At 56.7% G+C, this 18248-nt stretch carries 14 protein-coding genes; 1 reads left to right on the top strand and 13 read right to left on the bottom strand.

Going from position 1 to position 18248, the window contains the following annotated elements; all coding sequences use genetic code 11:
* Positions 1 to 11: 11 nt before the first annotated feature.
* From rpsJ to ABLQ08_RS13175, 6 genes are all read right to left on the bottom strand, one after another.
* Positions 12 to 320 (bottom strand): 30S ribosomal protein S10, encoded by a 309-nt coding sequence (gene rpsJ / locus ABLQ08_RS13200; protein ID WP_006936455.1) that lies wholly within the window; start codon positions 318 to 320, stop codon positions 12 to 14.
* A gap of 72 nt (positions 321 to 392) precedes the next feature.
* Complete coding sequence (gene tuf, locus ABLQ08_RS13195) at positions 393 to 1583, bottom strand: elongation factor Tu (protein WP_352942854.1); 1191 nt, start codon at positions 1581 to 1583, stop codon at positions 393 to 395.
* Between the two features lie 46 nt (positions 1584 to 1629).
* The gene (gene fusA, locus ABLQ08_RS13190; RefSeq protein ID WP_352942886.1) at positions 1630 to 3705 is read right to left on the bottom strand and encodes an elongation factor G; all 2076 of its coding nucleotides are present in this window, start codon (positions 3703 to 3705) and stop codon (positions 1630 to 1632) included.
* Between the two features lie 24 nt (positions 3706 to 3729).
* Entirely contained in the window at positions 3730 to 4200 is a 471-nt protein-coding gene (gene rpsG, locus ABLQ08_RS13185) for a 30S ribosomal protein S7 (protein WP_352942885.1), read from the bottom strand.
* A 12-nt stretch (positions 4201 to 4212) separates the two neighbouring features.
* Positions 4213 to 4584 carry a 30S ribosomal protein S12 gene (gene rpsL / locus ABLQ08_RS13180; RefSeq protein WP_006936459.1) on the bottom strand — a complete coding sequence of 124 codons (372 nt, stop codon included), beginning with the start codon at positions 4582 to 4584 and terminating at the stop codon, positions 4213 to 4215.
* A gap of 597 nt (positions 4585 to 5181) precedes the next feature.
* Complete coding sequence (locus tag ABLQ08_RS13175; RefSeq protein ID WP_352942884.1) at positions 5182 to 5694, bottom strand: lactoylglutathione lyase family protein; 513 nt, start codon at positions 5692 to 5694, stop codon at positions 5182 to 5184.
* A gap of 109 nt (positions 5695 to 5803) precedes the next feature.
* On the opposite strand from ABLQ08_RS13175, the gene ABLQ08_RS13170 reads away from it, so the two are divergent.
* Positions 5804 to 6706, top strand: coding sequence for a LysR family transcriptional regulator (locus ABLQ08_RS13170; protein ID WP_352942882.1), 903 nt, complete (start codon positions 5804 to 5806; stop codon positions 6704 to 6706).
* A 106-nt stretch (positions 6707 to 6812) separates the two neighbouring features.
* On the opposite strand, the gene ABLQ08_RS13165 is transcribed toward ABLQ08_RS13170, so the two are convergent.
* The 7 genes from ABLQ08_RS13165 to rplK form a co-directional block, all read right to left on the bottom strand.
* Complete coding sequence (locus ABLQ08_RS13165; RefSeq protein WP_352942879.1) at positions 6813 to 7106, bottom strand: regulator; 294 nt, start codon at positions 7104 to 7106, stop codon at positions 6813 to 6815.
* Positions 7107 to 7210: 104 nt separating this feature from the next.
* On the bottom strand, positions 7211 to 11410 hold the full coding sequence (gene rpoC, locus ABLQ08_RS13160; protein WP_352942877.1) for a DNA-directed RNA polymerase subunit beta': 4200 nt from the start codon (positions 11408 to 11410) through the stop codon (positions 7211 to 7213).
* A gap of 92 nt (positions 11411 to 11502) precedes the next feature.
* A complete protein-coding gene (rpoB, locus tag ABLQ08_RS13155; RefSeq protein ID WP_352942874.1) occupies positions 11503 to 15642 on the bottom strand; it encodes a DNA-directed RNA polymerase subunit beta in 4140 nt (1379 codons plus the stop codon).
* A gap of 185 nt (positions 15643 to 15827) precedes the next feature.
* Positions 15828 to 16205 carry a 50S ribosomal protein L7/L12 gene (gene rplL / locus ABLQ08_RS13150; RefSeq protein ID WP_352942871.1) on the bottom strand — a complete coding sequence of 126 codons (378 nt, stop codon included), beginning with the start codon at positions 16203 to 16205 and terminating at the stop codon, positions 15828 to 15830.
* A 60-nt stretch (positions 16206 to 16265) separates the two neighbouring features.
* Complete coding sequence (gene rplJ, locus ABLQ08_RS13145) at positions 16266 to 16784, bottom strand: 50S ribosomal protein L10 (RefSeq protein ID WP_352942869.1); 519 nt, start codon at positions 16782 to 16784, stop codon at positions 16266 to 16268.
* A gap of 323 nt (positions 16785 to 17107) precedes the next feature.
* On the bottom strand, positions 17108 to 17806 hold the full coding sequence (rplA, locus tag ABLQ08_RS13140) for a 50S ribosomal protein L1 (protein ID WP_352942866.1): 699 nt from the start codon (positions 17804 to 17806) through the stop codon (positions 17108 to 17110).
* A 4-nt stretch (positions 17807 to 17810) separates the two neighbouring features.
* Positions 17811 to 18239 (bottom strand): 50S ribosomal protein L11, encoded by a 429-nt coding sequence (gene rplK / locus ABLQ08_RS13135; protein ID WP_352942863.1) that lies wholly within the window; start codon positions 18237 to 18239, stop codon positions 17811 to 17813.
* Positions 18240 to 18248: the final 9 nt, after the last annotated feature.

Raw genomic sequence — 18248 nt, 5'->3', positions numbered from 1 at the left:
TTCCGCCCGGCTTACAGCTTGATCTCGACGTCGACACCAGCTGCGAGGTCGAGCTTCATAAGCGCGTCCACGGTCTGGGGAGTCGGATCGACGATGTCGAGAAGACGCTTGTGTGTACGCATCTCGAACTGATCGCGGCTTTTCTTATCGATATGCGGTCCGCGAAGCACGGTGTACTTCTCAATCCGCGTCGGCAGCGGCACGGGACCCCGTACCTGAGCACCGGTCCGCTTGGCCGTATTGACGATCTCCTTTGTGGAGGCGTCGAGAATACGGTGGTCAAACGCCTTAAGGCGGATCCGGATATTCTGACCGTTCATTGTTATTGTTCCCAATAAGACTGCGGGCCTGCCCGCGTTTTGCTCAAACGTGCCGGCAGGCCCGGCTGTCGATTATTCGATGATGGATGCGACGACGCCGGCGCCGACGGTACGGCCACCTTCGCGGATAGCGAAGCGCAGGCCTTCTTCCATGGCGATCGGCACGATCAGCTCAACGTCAACGGAGACGTTGTCGCCCGGCATCACCATTTCCGTGCCTTCCGGCAGAGAAACCACACCGGTCACGTCCGTCGTACGGAAGTAGAACTGCGGGCGGTAGTTGGTGAAGAACGGGGTGTGACGACCACCTTCTTCCTTGGTGAGGATGTATGCCTCAGCCTTGAACTTCGTGTGCGGAGTAACCGAACCCGGCTTACACAGAACCTGACCACGCTCAACGTCTTCACGGCCAATACCGCGGATCAGTGCGCCGATGTTGTCGCCGGCTTCACCGCTGTCCAGCAGCTTGCGGAACATTTCAACGCCCGTAACGGTCGTCTTCTGAGTGTCCTTGATGCCGACGATCTCGACTTCTTCACCCACGTTGATCACGCCGCGCTCAACACGACCGGTCACAACAGTACCGCGGCCGGAGATCGAGAACACGTCTTCGATCGGCATCAGGAACGGCTGATCCTTCGGACGCTCAGGCGTCGGGATGTATTCGTCAACCTGAGCCATCAGCTCACGGATCGCATCACGGCCGATAGCCGCATCGCGGTCTTCAACAGCTGCAAGCGCAGAACCCTTGACGATCGGAATGTCGTCGCCCGGGAACTCGTAGGAAGACAGAAGCTCGCGGATTTCCATCTCGACAAGCTCGAGAAGCTCTTCGTCGTCGACCTGGTCAACCTTGTTCATGAAAACAACAAGGGCCGGAACGCCAACCTGACGCGCAAGCAGGATGTGCTCGCGGGTCTGCGGCATCGGGCCGTCTGCGGAAGACACAACCAGGATCGCGCCGTCCATCTGCGCAGCACCGGTGATCATGTTCTTCACGTAGTCAGCGTGACCCGGGCAGTCAACGTGAGCGTAGTGACGGTTTTCCGTCTCATACTCAACGTGCGCCGTGGAGATGGTGATGCCGCGGGCCTTTTCTTCAGGCGCACCGTCGATCTCATCGTATGCTTTTGCTTCAGCACCGCCAGCTTCAGCCAGCGTCATGGTGATTGCAGCGGTCAGCGTCGTCTTGCCGTGGTCAACGTGGCCAATCGTGCCAATGTTAACGTGCGGCTTGTTGCGCTCAAATTTTTCCTTCGCCATCGGATTACTCCGTTTCTCTATTTCTTTTTGACGTTAAGAGGTGGGATCAGGCGTATTTCGCCTGAACCTCTTCGGCGACAGCCTGCGGCACCTGCTCGTAGTGATCGAACACCATCGAGTACTGGGCGCGGCCTTGAGACATGGAACGCAGGTTGTTCACGTAACCAAACATGTTGGCCAGCGGTACCATTGCTGTGATGACGGTGACGATGCCCCGGTTCTCCGTGCCTGCGATCTGGCCGCGGCGGGAGTTCAGGTCACCAATCACATCACCCATGTAGTCTTCAGGGGTGACAACCTCGACCTTCATGACCGGCTCGAGCAGTTTCGGGCCAGCTTTCTGGATCGCTTCGCGGAAACCGGCACGACCGGCGATTTCGAAGGCCAGAACAGAGGAGTCAACGTCGTGGTATGCACCATCCGTCAGGGTTGCCTTGATGTCGAGCATCGGGAAGCCAGCCAGCGGACCGGAAGACATGACGCTTTCGATACCTTTGGAAACACCAGGGATGTATTCCTTCGGAACATTACCGCCAACGATCTTGCTCTCGAAAACAAAGCCTTCGTTTGCTTCTGCCGGTTCGATGGTAAGTTTGATGCGTGCAAACTGACCGGAACCACCGGACTGCTTCTTGTGGGTGTAGTCCACGTCAGCAACCTTGGTGATGGTTTCGCGGTAAGCAACCTGAGGTGCACCGATGTTCGCCTCAACCTTGAACTCACGCTTCATGCGGTCGACGATGATGTCCAGGTGCAGCTCGCCCATGCCGGCGATGATGGTCTGACCGGATTCTTCATCAGTCTTCACGCGGAAAGACGGATCCTCAGCAGCCAGGCGGTTCAGGGCAAGGCCCATCTTTTCCTGGTCGCCTTTGGTCTTCGGCTCAACAGCGATTTCGATGACCGGCTCAGGGAATTCCATGCGCTCCAGGATCACCGGCTTCAGCGGATCACAAAGAGTGTCGCCGGTCGTGGTGTCCTTGAGGCCTGCGATCGCAACGATGTCGCCAGCGTAAGCTACATCGATGTCTTCGCGGGAGTTGGAGTGCATCTGCATCATGCGGCCGACGCGCTCGCGCTTGTCTTTCACGGTGTTGAGCAGGGAAACACCCTTGTTCAGAACACCGGAATAGATGCGGCAGAACGTCAGAGAGCCAACGAACGGGTCGTTTGCGATCTTGAACGCCAGCAGGCCAAGCGGCTCTTCGTCGGAAGACTTGCGCTCAACTTCTTCTTCGCTCTTCGGATCGATACCCTTGATGGCCGGAACTTCGACCGGGCTCGGCAGGAAGTCTACAACAGCGTCAAGAAGCGGCTGTACACCCTTGTTCTTGAATGCAGAACCACAGAAGACCGGAACGAAGTCACCGTTGATGGTGCCCTTACGGATCAGTTCCTTGATCTTGTCCATGGAGGGCTCTTCGCCTTCCAGGTAAGCTTCCATGGCTTCTTCGTCGACTTCAACAGCGGTCTCGATCAGAGCATCGCGCATTTCCTGCGCACGATCGGCGAGTTCAGCCGGAATATCGACTTCGTCCCAAGCAGCACCCAGGTTTTCGGACTGCCAGATCAGGGCCTTCATTTTCAGAAGATCGACAACACCGGCAAATTCGCTTTCAGCACCGATGTTCAGCTGCATGACCAGCGGGGTCGCGCCGAGGCGTTCCTTGATCATGGTAACGCAGCGATCGTAATCGGCGCCGAGCTTGTCCATCTTGTTGACGAAGATCATCCGCGGAACGTTGTACTTGTCGGCCTGACGCCAAACAGTCTCGGTCTGCGGCTCAACGCCGGCGTTGGCGTCCAGAAGTGCTACGGCACCATCGAGAACACGCAGGGAACGCTCAACTTCAATGGTGAAGTCAACGTGACCCGGAGTGTCAATGATGTTCAGGCGCTTTTCGTTCCAGAATGCGGTGGTTGCAGCAGAAGTGATCGTGATACCACGTTCCTGCTCCTGCTCCATCCAGTCCATGGTGGCTGCACCATCATGAACTTCACCGATCTTGTGGCTCTTACCGGTGTAGTAGAGGATCCGCTCGGTCGTAGTCGTCTTACCAGCATCGATGTGAGCCATGATGCCGAAGTTACGGTAGTCCTCGATTTTATGCGTGCGCGACATAGCGTCAGCCCTTCGAAGTAACTTTTACCAGCGATAGTGCGAGAACGCGCGGTTGGCGTCTGCCATCCGGTGCGTATCTTCACGCTTCTTAACTGCGGTACCACGGTTGTTGGCTGCATCGAGCAGTTCGCCGGAGAGACGATCAACCATTGTGGTTTCATTGCGGTTGCGCGCAGCGGAGATCAGCCAGCGAATGGCCAGCGCCTGGCGGCGGTCGGCACGAACTTCAACTGGAACCTGGTAGGTCGCGCCACCAACACGGCGGGAACGAACTTCCACTTGCGGCATAACGTTCTCAAGAGCAGCGTGGAACACTTCAATCGGGTTCTCGCGGGTCTTGTTCTCTACAACGTCGAAAGCACCGTAAACGATGCGCTCGGCGGTGGATTTCTTGCCGTCATACATGATGGAATTCATGAACTTGGTAACGACAATGTCCCCGAACTTCGGATCCGGGTTGATTTCGCGTTTTTCAGCGCGGTGACGACGGGACATCTAACGTGCTCCTTACTTCGGCCGCTTGGCGCCGTATTTCGAACGACGCTGCTTACGATCCTTAACGCCCTGGGTATCCAGCACACCACGGATGATGTGATAACGGACACCCGGCAAATCCTTGACGCGGCCGCCGCGGATCATCACCACCGAGTGCTCTTGAAGGTTGTGACCTTCACCCGGGATGTAGCCAATGACTTCGAAGCCGTTGGTCAGGCGGATCTTGGCCACCTTACGCAAAGCCGAGTTCGGCTTTTTCGGCGTCGTCGTGTAAACGCGGGTGCAAACACCACGCTTCTGGGGGCAGGCCTCCATGGCCGGCACCTTGTTCCGCTTCGGCGGATCTTTCCGCGGCTTGCGGATCAACTGGTTGATGGTCGGCATTTTTTGCCCTTTACCTTGTCCATCCAAAAATTCGTATGCAACTGCAGTCCTCCGCTGATCAAGCAAGCCCTTAAGCATGCAAAATCGCGCCCGCGCGCTCTCAATAGAGCGGCAGGCGCTGCGAAAAACCAGAGGACCACGAGTTGCCCCGCGGTCATGCAATCGACGCGTATTCGCCTATGTAACCCGGCAGCGTTTAAGAGGATTGGGTCCTGCGCCTTGAAGCAGCGCTGGACGGGTTCACTCTTACCGCCTGCCCTTGGGATGCGCGGAAACTACTCATATGCACCCTTTGCGTCAAGTGCTTTGTCGAAAAAAGCGCGTTTGTGCAGGTTACCATTCCGCAATCTCAATTTTCCGTCTGAAATCAGAGACATGAAGATAGAAACTGAAACGGAATCTGCCCATTTTGTAATTTTATTGCGCGCACTGTTTCCCAAGCATATCTGCAATCCGAATCCGGTGCATCCTGAAGCATTCAAACTCTCCGCGGATTGGATTTTGAATCGACCTTGATCAACAAGAGGATATCAGGCGAGTCGCATAGGCCCGTCATAAGGCAGGTGATTCCCGATTTGCTCCGATCCCGCGGTGTTTTCAGACAGCCCCCTCTTCCTGATACGCACCGGAGGAATAGGTCAGCTCATAACTGTGGCTGTAGATCTCGAACACGTTCCCGAACGGGTCTTCGACATATACCATCCGATAGGGTTTCTCACCGGGGAAGTATTCCCGAACGGGCATTCTCTGCTTTCCACCAGCTGCAACGATCTTCTCCGTCAGCCCCTCGACATCCGGATCCTGGATACAGAAGTGGAATGTGCCATGCCGTCGGTAGTCAAGATTGTTATCCGGGGCATAGTTGCCTTCGAACTCGAACAGTTCAATTCCGATCCGGTCCGAAGTTGCCAGATGGGCAATCCGGAGTTTCTTCCATCCTGCTCCCAAAACATCGGTACACATCCTGCCAATGGCACTGTCATCCTCAGCAACCTCGGTTGCAGACATGATGAGGTAGAACCCCATCACCTTGGTATAGAACTTGACTGCCTTATCCAGGTCCGGAACGGACAGCCCTATGTGGGAAAAGGAACGCGGGTAAGCGGACATGACGGTTCTCCTTGTCGTTTGTCACCGTGCATGTATGCCTCTCAGGCTATCTTGAAAAATTATCATTTTTCATAATCGGAATAACAAACTGTTATGCTACTTTCCTCTCATGCTGAACGCACTCTGGCTTGAAACATTCACGACGCTTTGCGAGACACAGAGCTTCACCAAAACCGCAGCCCGCCTGAACATGACGCAGCCAGGCGTCTCCCAACATGTCAGAAAACTGGAGGCACAGGTTGGCCGGCCACTTGTTTCCCGGCCTGCCAAAACATTCCTGCTGACACATGCAGGCGAAGCCGTTTTGAAAGTCGGCCTCGCTCGTAGATCCGAGGAGAGGAACTTATTGGAAACCATCGCACAAGACAGCCCGGATGCGGGCCGATGTGCGATCGGCTGTTCGGGTAGTTTTGCACTTTTGCTCTATCCGCGATTAATCAAGGAAATGAATGAGGCACCGAACTTGCGCATTCACCTTGAATCCGCTCCGCAGAGAGGAATAGTCACTGCCCTTATCGAAAAACAGCTCGATATCGGCATACTGGACCATAAACCTGCCAATCCACGCCTGGCGGCACTGCGGATCGGACACGAGGAACTGTGTCTCGTTGTTCCGAAGAGCTTTCCCACACAGTTCCCAAATTTCGCGCGGCTGCAAGAACTCGGTTTTATCGCCCACCCGGATGGCTTCGATTATGCGGATCGACTTCTTGCGCATAATTTCAAGGGCAGCTATCTCGGCTCCGACCAGCTTTTTCTCCGGGGATACGTCAACCAGATCGGGCAGATACCCCTTGCTGTTGCCGCGGGCGAGGGCTTCACAATTCTACCGCGGAGCGGGGTTGAAGCGTCCACGTTCCGCGACCGTCTTTCAGTTGTCGATTTGGATCACCCGATTTTCCAGGATCTCTGGATGGCCCGGCTCTCGGGGCGCAATATGCCTGCCCGCATGCGGCGAATAGAAAATGCCGTTCGCGAAGTGGCCTTGCCGCTTCAGGCGGCCGTATCGTAAAGCCGACATTTCCCGGCACGCAGCACCACCTTGCCGCGCAATCGGACTGAGACCTTGTCAGAAGAAGACTTCCAGGACACGCGATCGAGTAGTCTTCTTCCATTGCCTACTGGTTAAACGTCACGATAGCGACATTACCAGCCAGCGCGTCCTGATAGGCGCCTTCATAGACCGGGTCATCCGGCTCCCCGTCCATCACGCCGATCTGGTCGAGTTCCGCCTCCGCAAATCCCTGTGCCGATAAGGACTCCAGGGTCTTGCGCACAGCATCGTCATCATCAGGTGCGGTCAACAGGGCGTGGATCGTAATGGCATCTTCCGGAGATGCCTGTTCATTTTCCCAAACCCGGCCGATCACGATATAGACCACCGGTTCCATGTCCATGTCATTGTCGTTCATCGTTCGTTTCGCCTGTTTCGATATTCGAAGGTTCGTTATTTGACTGTCTCTATACAAGAAAGGCCGCCCGAGGGCGGCCTTTCGATCGTTATGCTTCGTGCCCGTTATTCGGCTGCCCCGGTCATGTCTTCCAGAAGACCTTCTGCCGCACTGTCCGCAGACTGCTGACGCTGAGCTTCCTGGATCAGGTCGTCGCGATGCGTTGCAATCTTGCGAATGCGCTTCATCACGCCACCGGTACCAGCCGGGATCAGGCGACCGACAATCACGTTTTCCTTCAGGCCGACAAGCGGGTCGGTCTTGCCGTTGACAGCTGCGTCGGTAAGAACGCGTGTCGTTTCCTGGAAGGAAGCGGCAGAGAAGAAGGACCGTGTTTGCAGCGACGCCTTGGTAATCCCGAGCAGTACCGGAACACCCTTGGCTGGGTCACGAGCAGCGTCAATCGCTTTTTCGTTGGCTTCTTCGAAGTCAATCTTGTCGATCTGCTCACCCGAGAAGAACTCGGTGTCACCCGGATCGGTGATCTCGACCTTCTGCAGCATCTGGCGAACGATCACCTCGATGTGCTTGTCGTTGATCGTCACACCCTGCAGACGGTAGACCTCCTGAATCTCGTTGACGAGGTAGGCAGCCAGTGCCTCAACGCCTTTAACGGCCAGAATGTCATGCGGTGCCGGGTTACCGTCGAGGATGTATTCACCCTTTTCAATGGCATCGCCTTCCTGAAGATGGAAGTGCTTACCCTTCGGGATGAGGTATTCGACGGGCTCAGCACCATCCTCTGCCGGATCGATGATAATGCGGCGCTTGTTCTTGTAGTCGCGACCGAAACGGATCGTACCATCGATTTCTGCGATGATCGCGTGATCCTTCGGACGGCGGGCTTCGAACAGTTCCGCAACACGCGGAAGACCACCGGTGATGTCCTTGGTCTTTGCACTTTCCAGAGGAATACGGGACAGAACATCACCAGCCTTGACCGTCGAGCCCGGTTGAACCGAGAGAACCGCATCCACAGAAAGTATCAGACGAGCGTCTGATCCGCGGGCGTTCTTCGCAACAGAGCCCTTGTCGTCCTTGATGACGATGGCAGGCTTGAGGTCCGCACCACGCTGGGATGAACGCCAGTCGATGACGACACGCTTGGTGATACCGGTAGCCTCGTCGGCGGTTTCCTGAACGGACACACCATCAACCAGGTCTTCGAAGTCAACAACACCGTCAACTTCCGCCAGCATCGGACGGGTATACGGATCCCACTCGGCAATCCGCTGACCACGCTTGACCTTGTCACCATCATCGACATGCAGCTTGGAACCGTAGGCAATCCGGTGCACGGCCCGCTCGTTGTCGTCGCTGTCGATGACAACGATGGACATGTTGCGAACCATGGCAATCAGGTTGCCGTCGGAATCCCGCTGAACCGAACGGTTGCGGATCTTGATCGTGCCATCGACGTTGGATTCGATGAACGAGCTGTCAACAACCTGCGCTGTACCACCAATGTGGAAGGTACGCATCGTCAGCTGTGTTCCTGGCTCACCGATGGACTGCGCAGCGATAACGCCGACAGCTTCACCCATGTTCACCGGAGTACCGCGGGCAAGGTCACGACCGTAACAGGTCGCACAAACGCCCGTTTCGGTTTCACAGGTCAGAACCGAACGGATCTTGATCTGCTGAACCTTGGCGGCCTCGATAGCATCAACGTCCTTCTCGTCGATCAGCTTGCCTTTCGGGACAAGCACTTCGCCGGTCTGGTTGTTGATGACATCTTCCGCGGTCGTACGACCCAGAACGCGCATGCCAAGCGAGGCAATTACGTTACCAGCGTCAACGATCGGAGCTACCGTGATGCCGCGTTCGGAACCACAATCCGGCTCGAGGATGATGGAATCCTGAGCAACGTCGACGAGACGACGCGTCAGGTAACCGGAGTTCGCCGTCTTCAAGGCGGTGTCGGCCAGACCCTTACGGGCACCGTGGGTGGAGTTGAAGTACTCCAGAACCGACAGACCTTCCTTGAAGTTCGAGATGATCGGGTTCTCGATGATGGAGCCATCCGGCTTGGCCATCAGACCACGCATACCGGCAAGCTGCTTCATCTGCTGAGGTGAACCACGGGCACCGGAGTGGGACATCATGTAGACCGAGTTCATCGGTTTCTGACGTCCGGTTTCCTCGTCGACCTGGACCGCTTTAATGCGGGCCATCATCTCGTCAGCAATCTTGTCGGTACATTTCGCCCAGGCGTCGACAACCTTGTTGTACTTCTCACCCTGGGTGATCAGACCGTCATTGTACTGCTGTTCGTATTCGGTCGCGAGCGACGCGGTTTCGGCCACCAGCTTCTGCTTGGTATCCGGGATAACCATGTCGTCCATACCGAACGAAATACCGGCGTTACATGCATTCTTGAAACCAAGCTGCATGATCCGGTCACAGAAGATGACCGTCTCCTTCTGACCGCAGGCACGGTAAACCGTGTCGATCATCTTGGAGATTTCCTTCTTGGTCATCAGCTTGTTGCAGACCTCGAACGGCACTTCGTGGTTCTTCGGCAGAAGCTCCGCGATCAGCATGCGGCCCGGTGTGGTCTCGATGATTTCGGAAGTCGGATTGCCTTCCGCGTCAACGGACTTGAAACGACCCTTGATCTTGGTGTGCAGCGTGATGACCTTGTTGGCCAGCGCGTGGTGGATTTCACCTATGTCACCGAAAGCCATGCCCTCACCCGGCTCACCTTCCGCCATGATCGAAAGATAGTAGAGACCGAGAACGATATCCTGCGACGGCACGATGATCGGGCCACCGTTTGCCGGGTGCAGAATGTTGTTCGTGGACATCATCAGCGTACGTGCTTCCAGCTGGGCTTCCAGCGAAAGCGGTACGTGAACGGCCATCTGGTCACCGTCAAAGTCGGCGTTGAACGCCGAACAGACGAGCGGGTGCAGCTGGATGGCCTTGCCTTCGATCAGGGTCGGTTCGAACGCCTGAATGCCGAGGCGGTGCAGCGTCGGCGCGCGGTTGAGGAGAACCGGGTGCTCGCGGATAACCTCGTCGAGAATATCCCAGACTTCCGGACGCTCTTTTTCAACCAGCTTCTTCGCCTGCTTGACCGTAGAGGAGAAGCCCTTTGCGTCGAGGCGCGAATAGATGAACGGCTTGAACAGCTCGAGCGCCATCTTCTTCGGCAGGCCGCACTGATGCAGCTTCAGTTCCGGACCCACGGTGATCACCGAACGGCCGGAATAGTCAACGCGCTTACCGAGCAGGTTCTGACGGAAGCGGCCCTGCTTGCCTTTCAGCATGTCGGACAGAGACTTAAGCGGACGCTTGTTGGCACCGGTGATGACACGGCCACGGCGACCGTTGTCGAACAACGCGTCAACCGATTCCTGTAGCATACGCTTTTCGTTCCGGATGATAATGTCCGGAGCACGCAGTTCCATCAAACGGCGCAGACGGTTGTTACGGTTGATCACGCGGCGGTACAGATCGTTCAGATCCGACGTCGCGAAGCGACCGCCGTCGAGCGGAACCAGCGGGCGAAGATCCGGCGGGATGACCGGAACGACAGTCATGATCATCCACTCCGGGCGGTTGCCCGATTCCATGAATGCTTCAATGACCTTCAAGCGTTTGGCCAGTTTCTTCGGCTTAAGCTCGGTCGTCGCTTCGGCGATTTCCTGACGCAGACGCTCGCTTTCACGCTCCAGATCCATGCTCATCAGGATCTCGCGGATCGCTTCGGCACCGATCATCGCGGTGAAGGCATCTTCACCGTACTCGTCCTGAGCGGCGATATAGTCTTCTTCCGAGAGCAACTGGTGCTGCTTGAGCGGGGTCAGGCCCGGCTCCAGAACCACATAGTTCTCGAAGTAAAGAACGCGCTCCAGATCCTTCAGGGTCATGTCGAGCAGCAAACCAATGCGGCTCGGCAGAGATTTCAGGAACCAGATGTGAGCAACAGGAGCTGCAAGCTCAATGTGGCCCATGCGTTCACGGCGTACGCGGGAAAGGGTGACTTCAACACCACATTTCTCACAGATAACGCCTTTGTATTTCATGCGCTTGTATTTGCCGCAAAGACACTCGTAGTCCTTGATCGGGCCGAAGATGCGCGCACAGAACAGACCGTCGCGTTCAGGCTTGAACGTACGGTAGTTGATGGTCTCCGGCTTTTTGATTTCACCGAAAGACCAAGACAAGATCTTTTCCGGGCTTGCGAGCGAAATCCGGATATTGTCGAAGGTCTGCGTGGGAGCCTGCTGGTTAAACAGGTTCATGACCTCATGATTCATGGTCCGTCTCCTTCGATGCGCGGCCGGGGAGTGAGCACCAGTGCCCCTCCCCGTGTCCGGCATCCCAAGTCATTTGGGGTCCGTTGCCGGGGTTACTCAGCGGCGTCCGCTGTTTCTTCCTCGGCAATCGCTGGGGTATCAGTACGTTGAAGTTCAACATTGAGACCCAGGGACCGCATTTCCTTCACAAGCACGTTGAAGCTTTCCGGAATGCCCGCCTCGAACGTGTCGTCACCGCGAACGATGGCCTCGTAGACCTTCGTACGTCCGGCAACGTCATCCGACTTGACGGTAAGCATTTCCTGCAGCGTGTAGGCAGCACCATAAGCTTCAAGCGCCCAGACCTCCATTTCCCCGAAGCGCTGGCCACCGAACTGCGCCTTACCACCCAGCGGCTGCTGGGTAACGAGCGAGTACGGGCCGATCGAGCGGGCGTGGATCTTGTCGTCGACCAGGTGGTGCAGCTTCAACATGTAGATGTAGCCGACAGTCACCTTACGGTCGAACTCTTCACCCGTACGGCCATCGAACAGCACCGACTGACCACTCGGGTCATATCCGGCGATGTTGAGAGCATCGACGACATCAGGTTCACGGGCACCGTCGAAGACCGGCGTCGCAATCGAAACGCCCTTCTTCAACTGATCCGCCAAGCGTACGATACCTTCGTCATCGTATTCCTTGACGTTATCGCCCTTCATGTTGTCGCCGTAGATCTCAACGATCTTACCGCGCAGCTCTTCGATCTGACCGGATTTCTTGTACTCCTCGTACATTTCACCGATCCGATTGCCCATGCCACGACATGCCCAGCCAAGGTGGGTTTCGAGGATCTGGCCAACGTTCATGCGCGAAGGCACACCGAGCGGGTTCAGCACGATATCGACATGCGTACCGTCTTCGAGGAACGGCATGTCTTCGCACGGGTTGATCTTGGAGACCACACCCTTGTTCCCGTGGCGGCCGGCCATTTTGTCTCCCGGCTGCAACTTGCGCTTCACCGCAACGAACACCTTGACCATCTTCATGACGCCAGGGGGCATTTCGTCGCCGCGCTGCAGCTTCTCGACCTTGTCGATGAAACGCTGCTCGAGACGCTTGCGGCTGTCATCATACTGACCGCGCAGAGCTTCGATCTCGGACATGAACTTCTCGTCCTCGGTGACAAACTGCCACCATTGAGAACGCGGGAAGTCGTTCAGGACGTCCCCGGTCAGCTGCGTGTCCTTGCGGAAGCCCTTCGGACCGGTCACGGCGACCTTGTCCATCAGCATCTCGGCCAGGCGGCCGTAGACGTTGCGGTCGAGAATTGCCTGCTCATCGTCGCGGTCTTTTGCCAGGCGTTCGATTTCCTCGCGCTCGATTGCCATCGCACGCTCGTCTTTTTCAACGCCGTGGCGGTTGAAGACGCGAACTTCGACAACGGTACCGGAAACTCCCGGCGGCAGACGAAGAGAGGTGTCGCGAACGTCAGAAGCCTTTTCACCGAAGATGGCGCGCAGAAGCTTTTCTTCCGGCGTCATCGGGCTCTCGCCCTTCGGCGTGATCTTGCCGACGAGGATGTCACCGGGGTTCAGCTCCGCACCGATGTAAACGATGCCGGCCTCGTCGAGATTCTTCAGCGCTTCCTCGGAAACGTTCGGAATATCGCGAGTGATTTCTTCCGGGCCAAGCTTCGTATCACGGGCCATCACCTCGAACTCTTCCAGGTGAATGGATGTAAAGACATCGTCGGAAACGATGCGCTCGGACAGAAGGATGGAATCCTCGAAGTTGTAACCGTTCCACGGCATGAACGCGACGAGCACGTTACGGCCGAGAGCCAGATCACCAAGATCGGTGGACGGACCGTCGGCGATGATATCGCCCTTGTGGACCCGGTCACCTACGCGAACCAGCGGACGCTGGTTGATACAGGTGTTCTGGTTGGAACGCTGGAACTTTTGCAGACGGTAGATGTCAACGCCGGACTTGCCCGGGTCGAGTTCTTCCGTCGCGCGGATAACGATACGGGTCGCATCCACCTGGTCGACAACGCCCGCCCGGCGTGCACCGATGGCAGCGCCGGAGTCGCGAGCGACGATCGGCTCCATGCCGGTACCGACAAACGGCGCTTCAGCACGTACCAGCGGCACGGCCTGACGCTGCATGTTCGAGCCCATGAGTGCGCGGTTCGCGTCATCGTTCTCAAGAAACGGAATGAGCGCGGCCGCAACAGACACGAGCTGCTTCGGCGAAACGTCCATGAGGTCGACCTTGTCGGACGGAACCATCATGTTTTCACCGGCGTGGCGGCAGGTAATCAGTTCGGTTGTGAACCGGCCGTCAGCGTCATACTCGGCATTGGACTGAGCCACATAGTGCTTGGCTTCTTCCATTGCGGACAGATAGACGACATCGTTGGTGACAACACCGTCCTTGACCTTCCGGTAAGGGCTCTCGATGAAGCCGTACTTGTTCACGCGGGCAAAGGTGGCCAGCGAGTTGATCAGGCCGATGTTCGGGCCTTCCGGCGTTTCAATCGGACAGATACGGCCGTAGTGCGTGGGGTGAACGTCGCGGACTTCGAAGCCCGCACGCTCACGGGTCAGACCACCCGGGCCAAGAGCTGACAGACGACGCTTGTGCGTGACTTCCGACAGCGGGTTGGTCTGGTCCATGAACTGCGACAGCTGCGAAGAGCCGAAGAATTCACGAACAGCAGCAGCAGCCGGTTTCGCGTTGATCAGATCCTGCGGCATGACGGTGTCGATCTCGACGGAGCTCATACGCTCCTTGATCGCACGTTCCATGCGCAGCAGACCGACGCGATACTGATTTTCCATCAGTTCGCCAACGGAACGCACACGGCGGTTTCCGAGGTTATCGATGTCGTCGATGTCGCCCTTGCCGTCACGCAACTCAAGAAGAACCCGGATCACTTCCAGGATGTCGTCCTTGCGTAGCGTCCGGACGGTGTCCTCGCACTCGAGATCGAGGCGCATGTTCATCTTCACGCGGCCAACCGCGGAAAGATCGTACCGCTCTTCATCGAAGAAAAGCGACTGGAACATGGCTTCTGCAGTGTCGATGGTGGGCGGCTCACCCGGACGCATCACGCGGTAGATGTCGAACAGCGCATCTTCGCGCGACTCGTTCTTGTCGACGGCCAGCGTGTTGCGGATGTACGGACCAGTGTTGACGTGGTCGATGTCCAGCATCGGCAGGTCGTAGTAACCGCGTTCAACCAGTTCTTCCAGCAGTTTGCCAGTGATCTCGTCGCCAGCTTCCGCGTAGATCTCGCCGGTCTTCATGTCGACGATATCTTCAGCCAGGTACTGGCCATGCAGATCTTCGTCTGTGACCTTCAGAGCGGTCACGCCCTTTTCGCCGAGCTGCTTGATGGTCCGCGCGGTGATCTTGCGTCCGCCTTCGACCACAACTTCGCCGCTGTCGGCGTCAATCAGGTCGTAAGAAGCCTTAGTTCCCTTGAGACGGGCACCGTCAAACGGCATACGCCAGGAACCATCCTTCTGACGCGTATAGTCGATGCGCTTGTAGAAGGTGTTGAGGATCTCTTCGCCGTCCAGGCCAAGAGCCATCAAAAGAGAAGTAACCGGGATCTTGCGGCGGCGGTCGATACGCGCATGCACAATATCCTTGGCGTCGAACTCGATGTCCAGCCAGGAACCACGGTAAGGGATCACACGAGCGGCAAAAAGCAGTTTGCCGGAAGAATGGGTCTTGCCCTTGTCATGATCGAAGAACACACCTGGGGAACGGTGCATCTGGGAAACGATCACACGCTCTGTGCCGTTGACGATGAACGTGCCGTTATCCGTCATGAACGGCATATCGCCCATGTAGACATCCTGTTCCTTGATGTCTTTGACGGATTTCGCGCCGGTGTCTTCATCAACGTCAAAAACGATTAGGCGCAGAGTAACCTTCAGCGGAGCTGCGAAGGTCATGTCGCGTTGGCGGCACTCGTCGACGTCGTATTTGGGAGCTTCAAATTCAAAGGAAACAAATTCCAGAAGGGAAGTGCCCGCAAAATCGGAAATTGGAAATACGGACTGGAAGACCGCTTCGAGGCCTTCATTTTTGCGGCCACCGCCCGGCATCTCATCGACCTGCAGGAATTGGTCGTAAGACGCTTTTTGAACCTCGATGAGATTGGGCATAGCCGCGACATCGCGGATCGATCCGAAGTATTTACGGACCTTTTTGCGACCGTTGAACGTTTGGGTCATTGTCGCTCCTAGTATCGGCCGGGTAACGGCTTCCCGAAACGCCCCTTGTCCAATCGGGCCGTCCTGCCCGGGCGCTTCGGAAAACCGTCCCCCTAGTGGGACGTACGCCCCGGAACCGGGTCAGACCCGCCGGGGCAAGAAACGGCCCCGGCATTCCGGGACCGTTCGAAAGGCAAAAGCCTTTATTACTTCAGCTCTACAGAAGCACCAGCTTCTTCCAGCTTCTTCTTCAGCTCTTCAGCTTCGTCCTTGCTGACAGCTTCCTTGACCGCCTTCGGAGCACCTTCTACGAGCTCTTTAGCTTCTTTCAGGCCAAGACCGGTGATTGCGCGGACTTCCTTGATGACGTTGATTTTCTTGTCGCCGGCAGAAGCCAGAACAACGTCAAATTCGGTTTTCTCTTCAGCAGCAGCAGCTTCGCCGCCAGCACCAGCAACAGCAGCAACTGCAACCGGAGCAGCAGCGGAAACGCCCCACTTTTCTTCCAGAAGCTTGCTGAGTTCAGCAGCTTCCATGACAGTCAGTGCGGACAGTTCTTCTACGAGCTTTTCAAGATCAGCCATTTTTTAGTACCTTAAGTTCGAACCAGATTTTGGTTTCTATAGACAGTGTGTTTGGACGCCTTATGCGGCCTCGTCCTTGTCGGCGTACGCGCCGAAGACGCGGGCAAGCTGCCCGGCCGGTGCGTTGACAACCTGAGCAATCCGGGAAGCCGGGGTCTGAATCATGCCAACCAGTTTCGCACGCAGCTCATCGAGCGACGGCATGGTTGCCAGAGACTTGACGCCTTCCGGGTTCAGATTGGTCGTTCCAAGAGCACCGCCAAGAATTTCCAACTTGTCGTTGGCTTTGGCGAAATCGACAGCTGCTTTCGGTGCTGCTACCGGATCGTCTGAGTAGACGAGTACGGTAGGGCCCTGAAACAGGTCGGAGATGTGCTCAAGGTCGGTGCCTTTAAGGGCGAGCTTCACAAGGCGGTTTTTTGCGACTTTTACAGAACCGCCGGCTTCACGCACAGATGCCCGCAATGCAGTCATCTGAGCAACCGAAAGACCTGCGTAGTGCGCGACAACAACGACGCCGGTGTCAGCCAGCTCGGCGTTGAGAGCCGTCACGAACTCGTGCTTTTCCGCTCTTTCCACTTGCCTTCTCCATTTGATGGCGTTTCCGCCACCGGTTTACCTTTGCCGCCAGGCAGATGGTCCCGAACCCGGAACCGCCCTCAAGGCGACGCTCAGGGTCCTGTCCCCTCACCCTCACGCTTGAAAACGCGCGGCAAGGTCTGGTTCGAACCTGTACTTCCGCCTGACCGGCGGAAAATTCGGTTCTCACCCATCTATGCAGGCCTTTACGGCTTAAGCCGGTTACCCGGCACCTGCAGTCTCGGACAGGGCAACCCGGCAGAAGTCCGCCGGGTCTATTCAGCCATTCGGCCGAAATCTCATTTCAATCCGGAAATTCCGGATTATTCGCCAGCTACGCTGGACAGCTCAACCTTCACGCCCGGTCCCATGGTGGAGGACACGGCAATGCGCTTCAGGTAGGAGCCTTTTGCGCCGGACGGCTTGGCCTTCTGAACGGCATCAACCAGAGCTTTGACGTTCTGGGAGATCGCTTCTTCAGAGAAGGATACCTTGCCTACACCGGCGTGAACGATACCGGCCTTTTCGACGCGGAACTGGACGGCGCCACCCTTGGCGTCGTTAACCGCAGCCTTGACGTCCGGGGTCACGGTGCCGACTTTCGGATTCGGCATCAGGCCACGCGGGCCGAGAACCTTACCGAGACGGCCGACCAGCGGCATCATGTCCGGGGTCGCAATGCAGCGATCGAAGTCGATCTTGCCGCCCTGGACTTCCTGAACCAGCTCTTCAGCACCAACGATGTCGGCGCCTGCAGCCTTTGCCTCTTCAGCCTTGTCACCACGCGCGAACACAGCGACCTTGACGTTTTTGCCCGTACCGTTCGGCAGGACACAAACACCGCGGACCATCTGGTCTGCGTGACGCGGGTCAACACCAAGATTGATCGCAACTTCGACAGTTTCGTCAAATTTGGTCTTGGAACGCTCTTTCACGAGGCCGATGGCTTCGTCCAGAGAATACAGCTTGTTGCGGTCGAGACCTTCACGTGCTGCTTTGATACGCTTTCCAACCTTAGCCATGATCTTACCCCTTAACCTCAAGGCCCATGGAACGGGCGGAGCCTTCGACCATCAGCATTGCAGCATCGATGTCGTTGGCGTTCAGGTCCTTCATCTTGGCTTCGGCGATTTCTTTCACCTGATCCTTGGTGACGGAACCGACGGTGCCACGACCCGGGGTCTGGGAGCCCTTCTGCAGCTTGGCAGCTTTTTTCAGGAAGAAGCTGACCGGAGCCGTCTTCACTTCGAATGTGAAGGACTTGTCGGAGTAATACGTGATTACGGTCGGGCACGGAGCGCCCTTTTCAACATCCTGGGTCTGTGCGTTGAACGCCTTACAGAATTCCATGATGTTCAGGCCACGCTGACCGAGCGCCGGACCAATGGGCGGCGACGGAGTAGCGGAACCTGCCGGCACCTGAAGCTTCAGGAAACCTTCAATCTTTTTCGCCATTACTCTCTC

It is taken from the genome of Roseibium sp. SCP14, from assembly GCF_040329475.1.
Taxonomy (GTDB): Bacteria; Pseudomonadota; Alphaproteobacteria; order Rhizobiales; family Stappiaceae; genus Roseibium.
The sequence above is the reverse complement of the archived record's forward strand: the minus strand, read 5'-3'. Positions and strand labels throughout refer to the sequence as shown.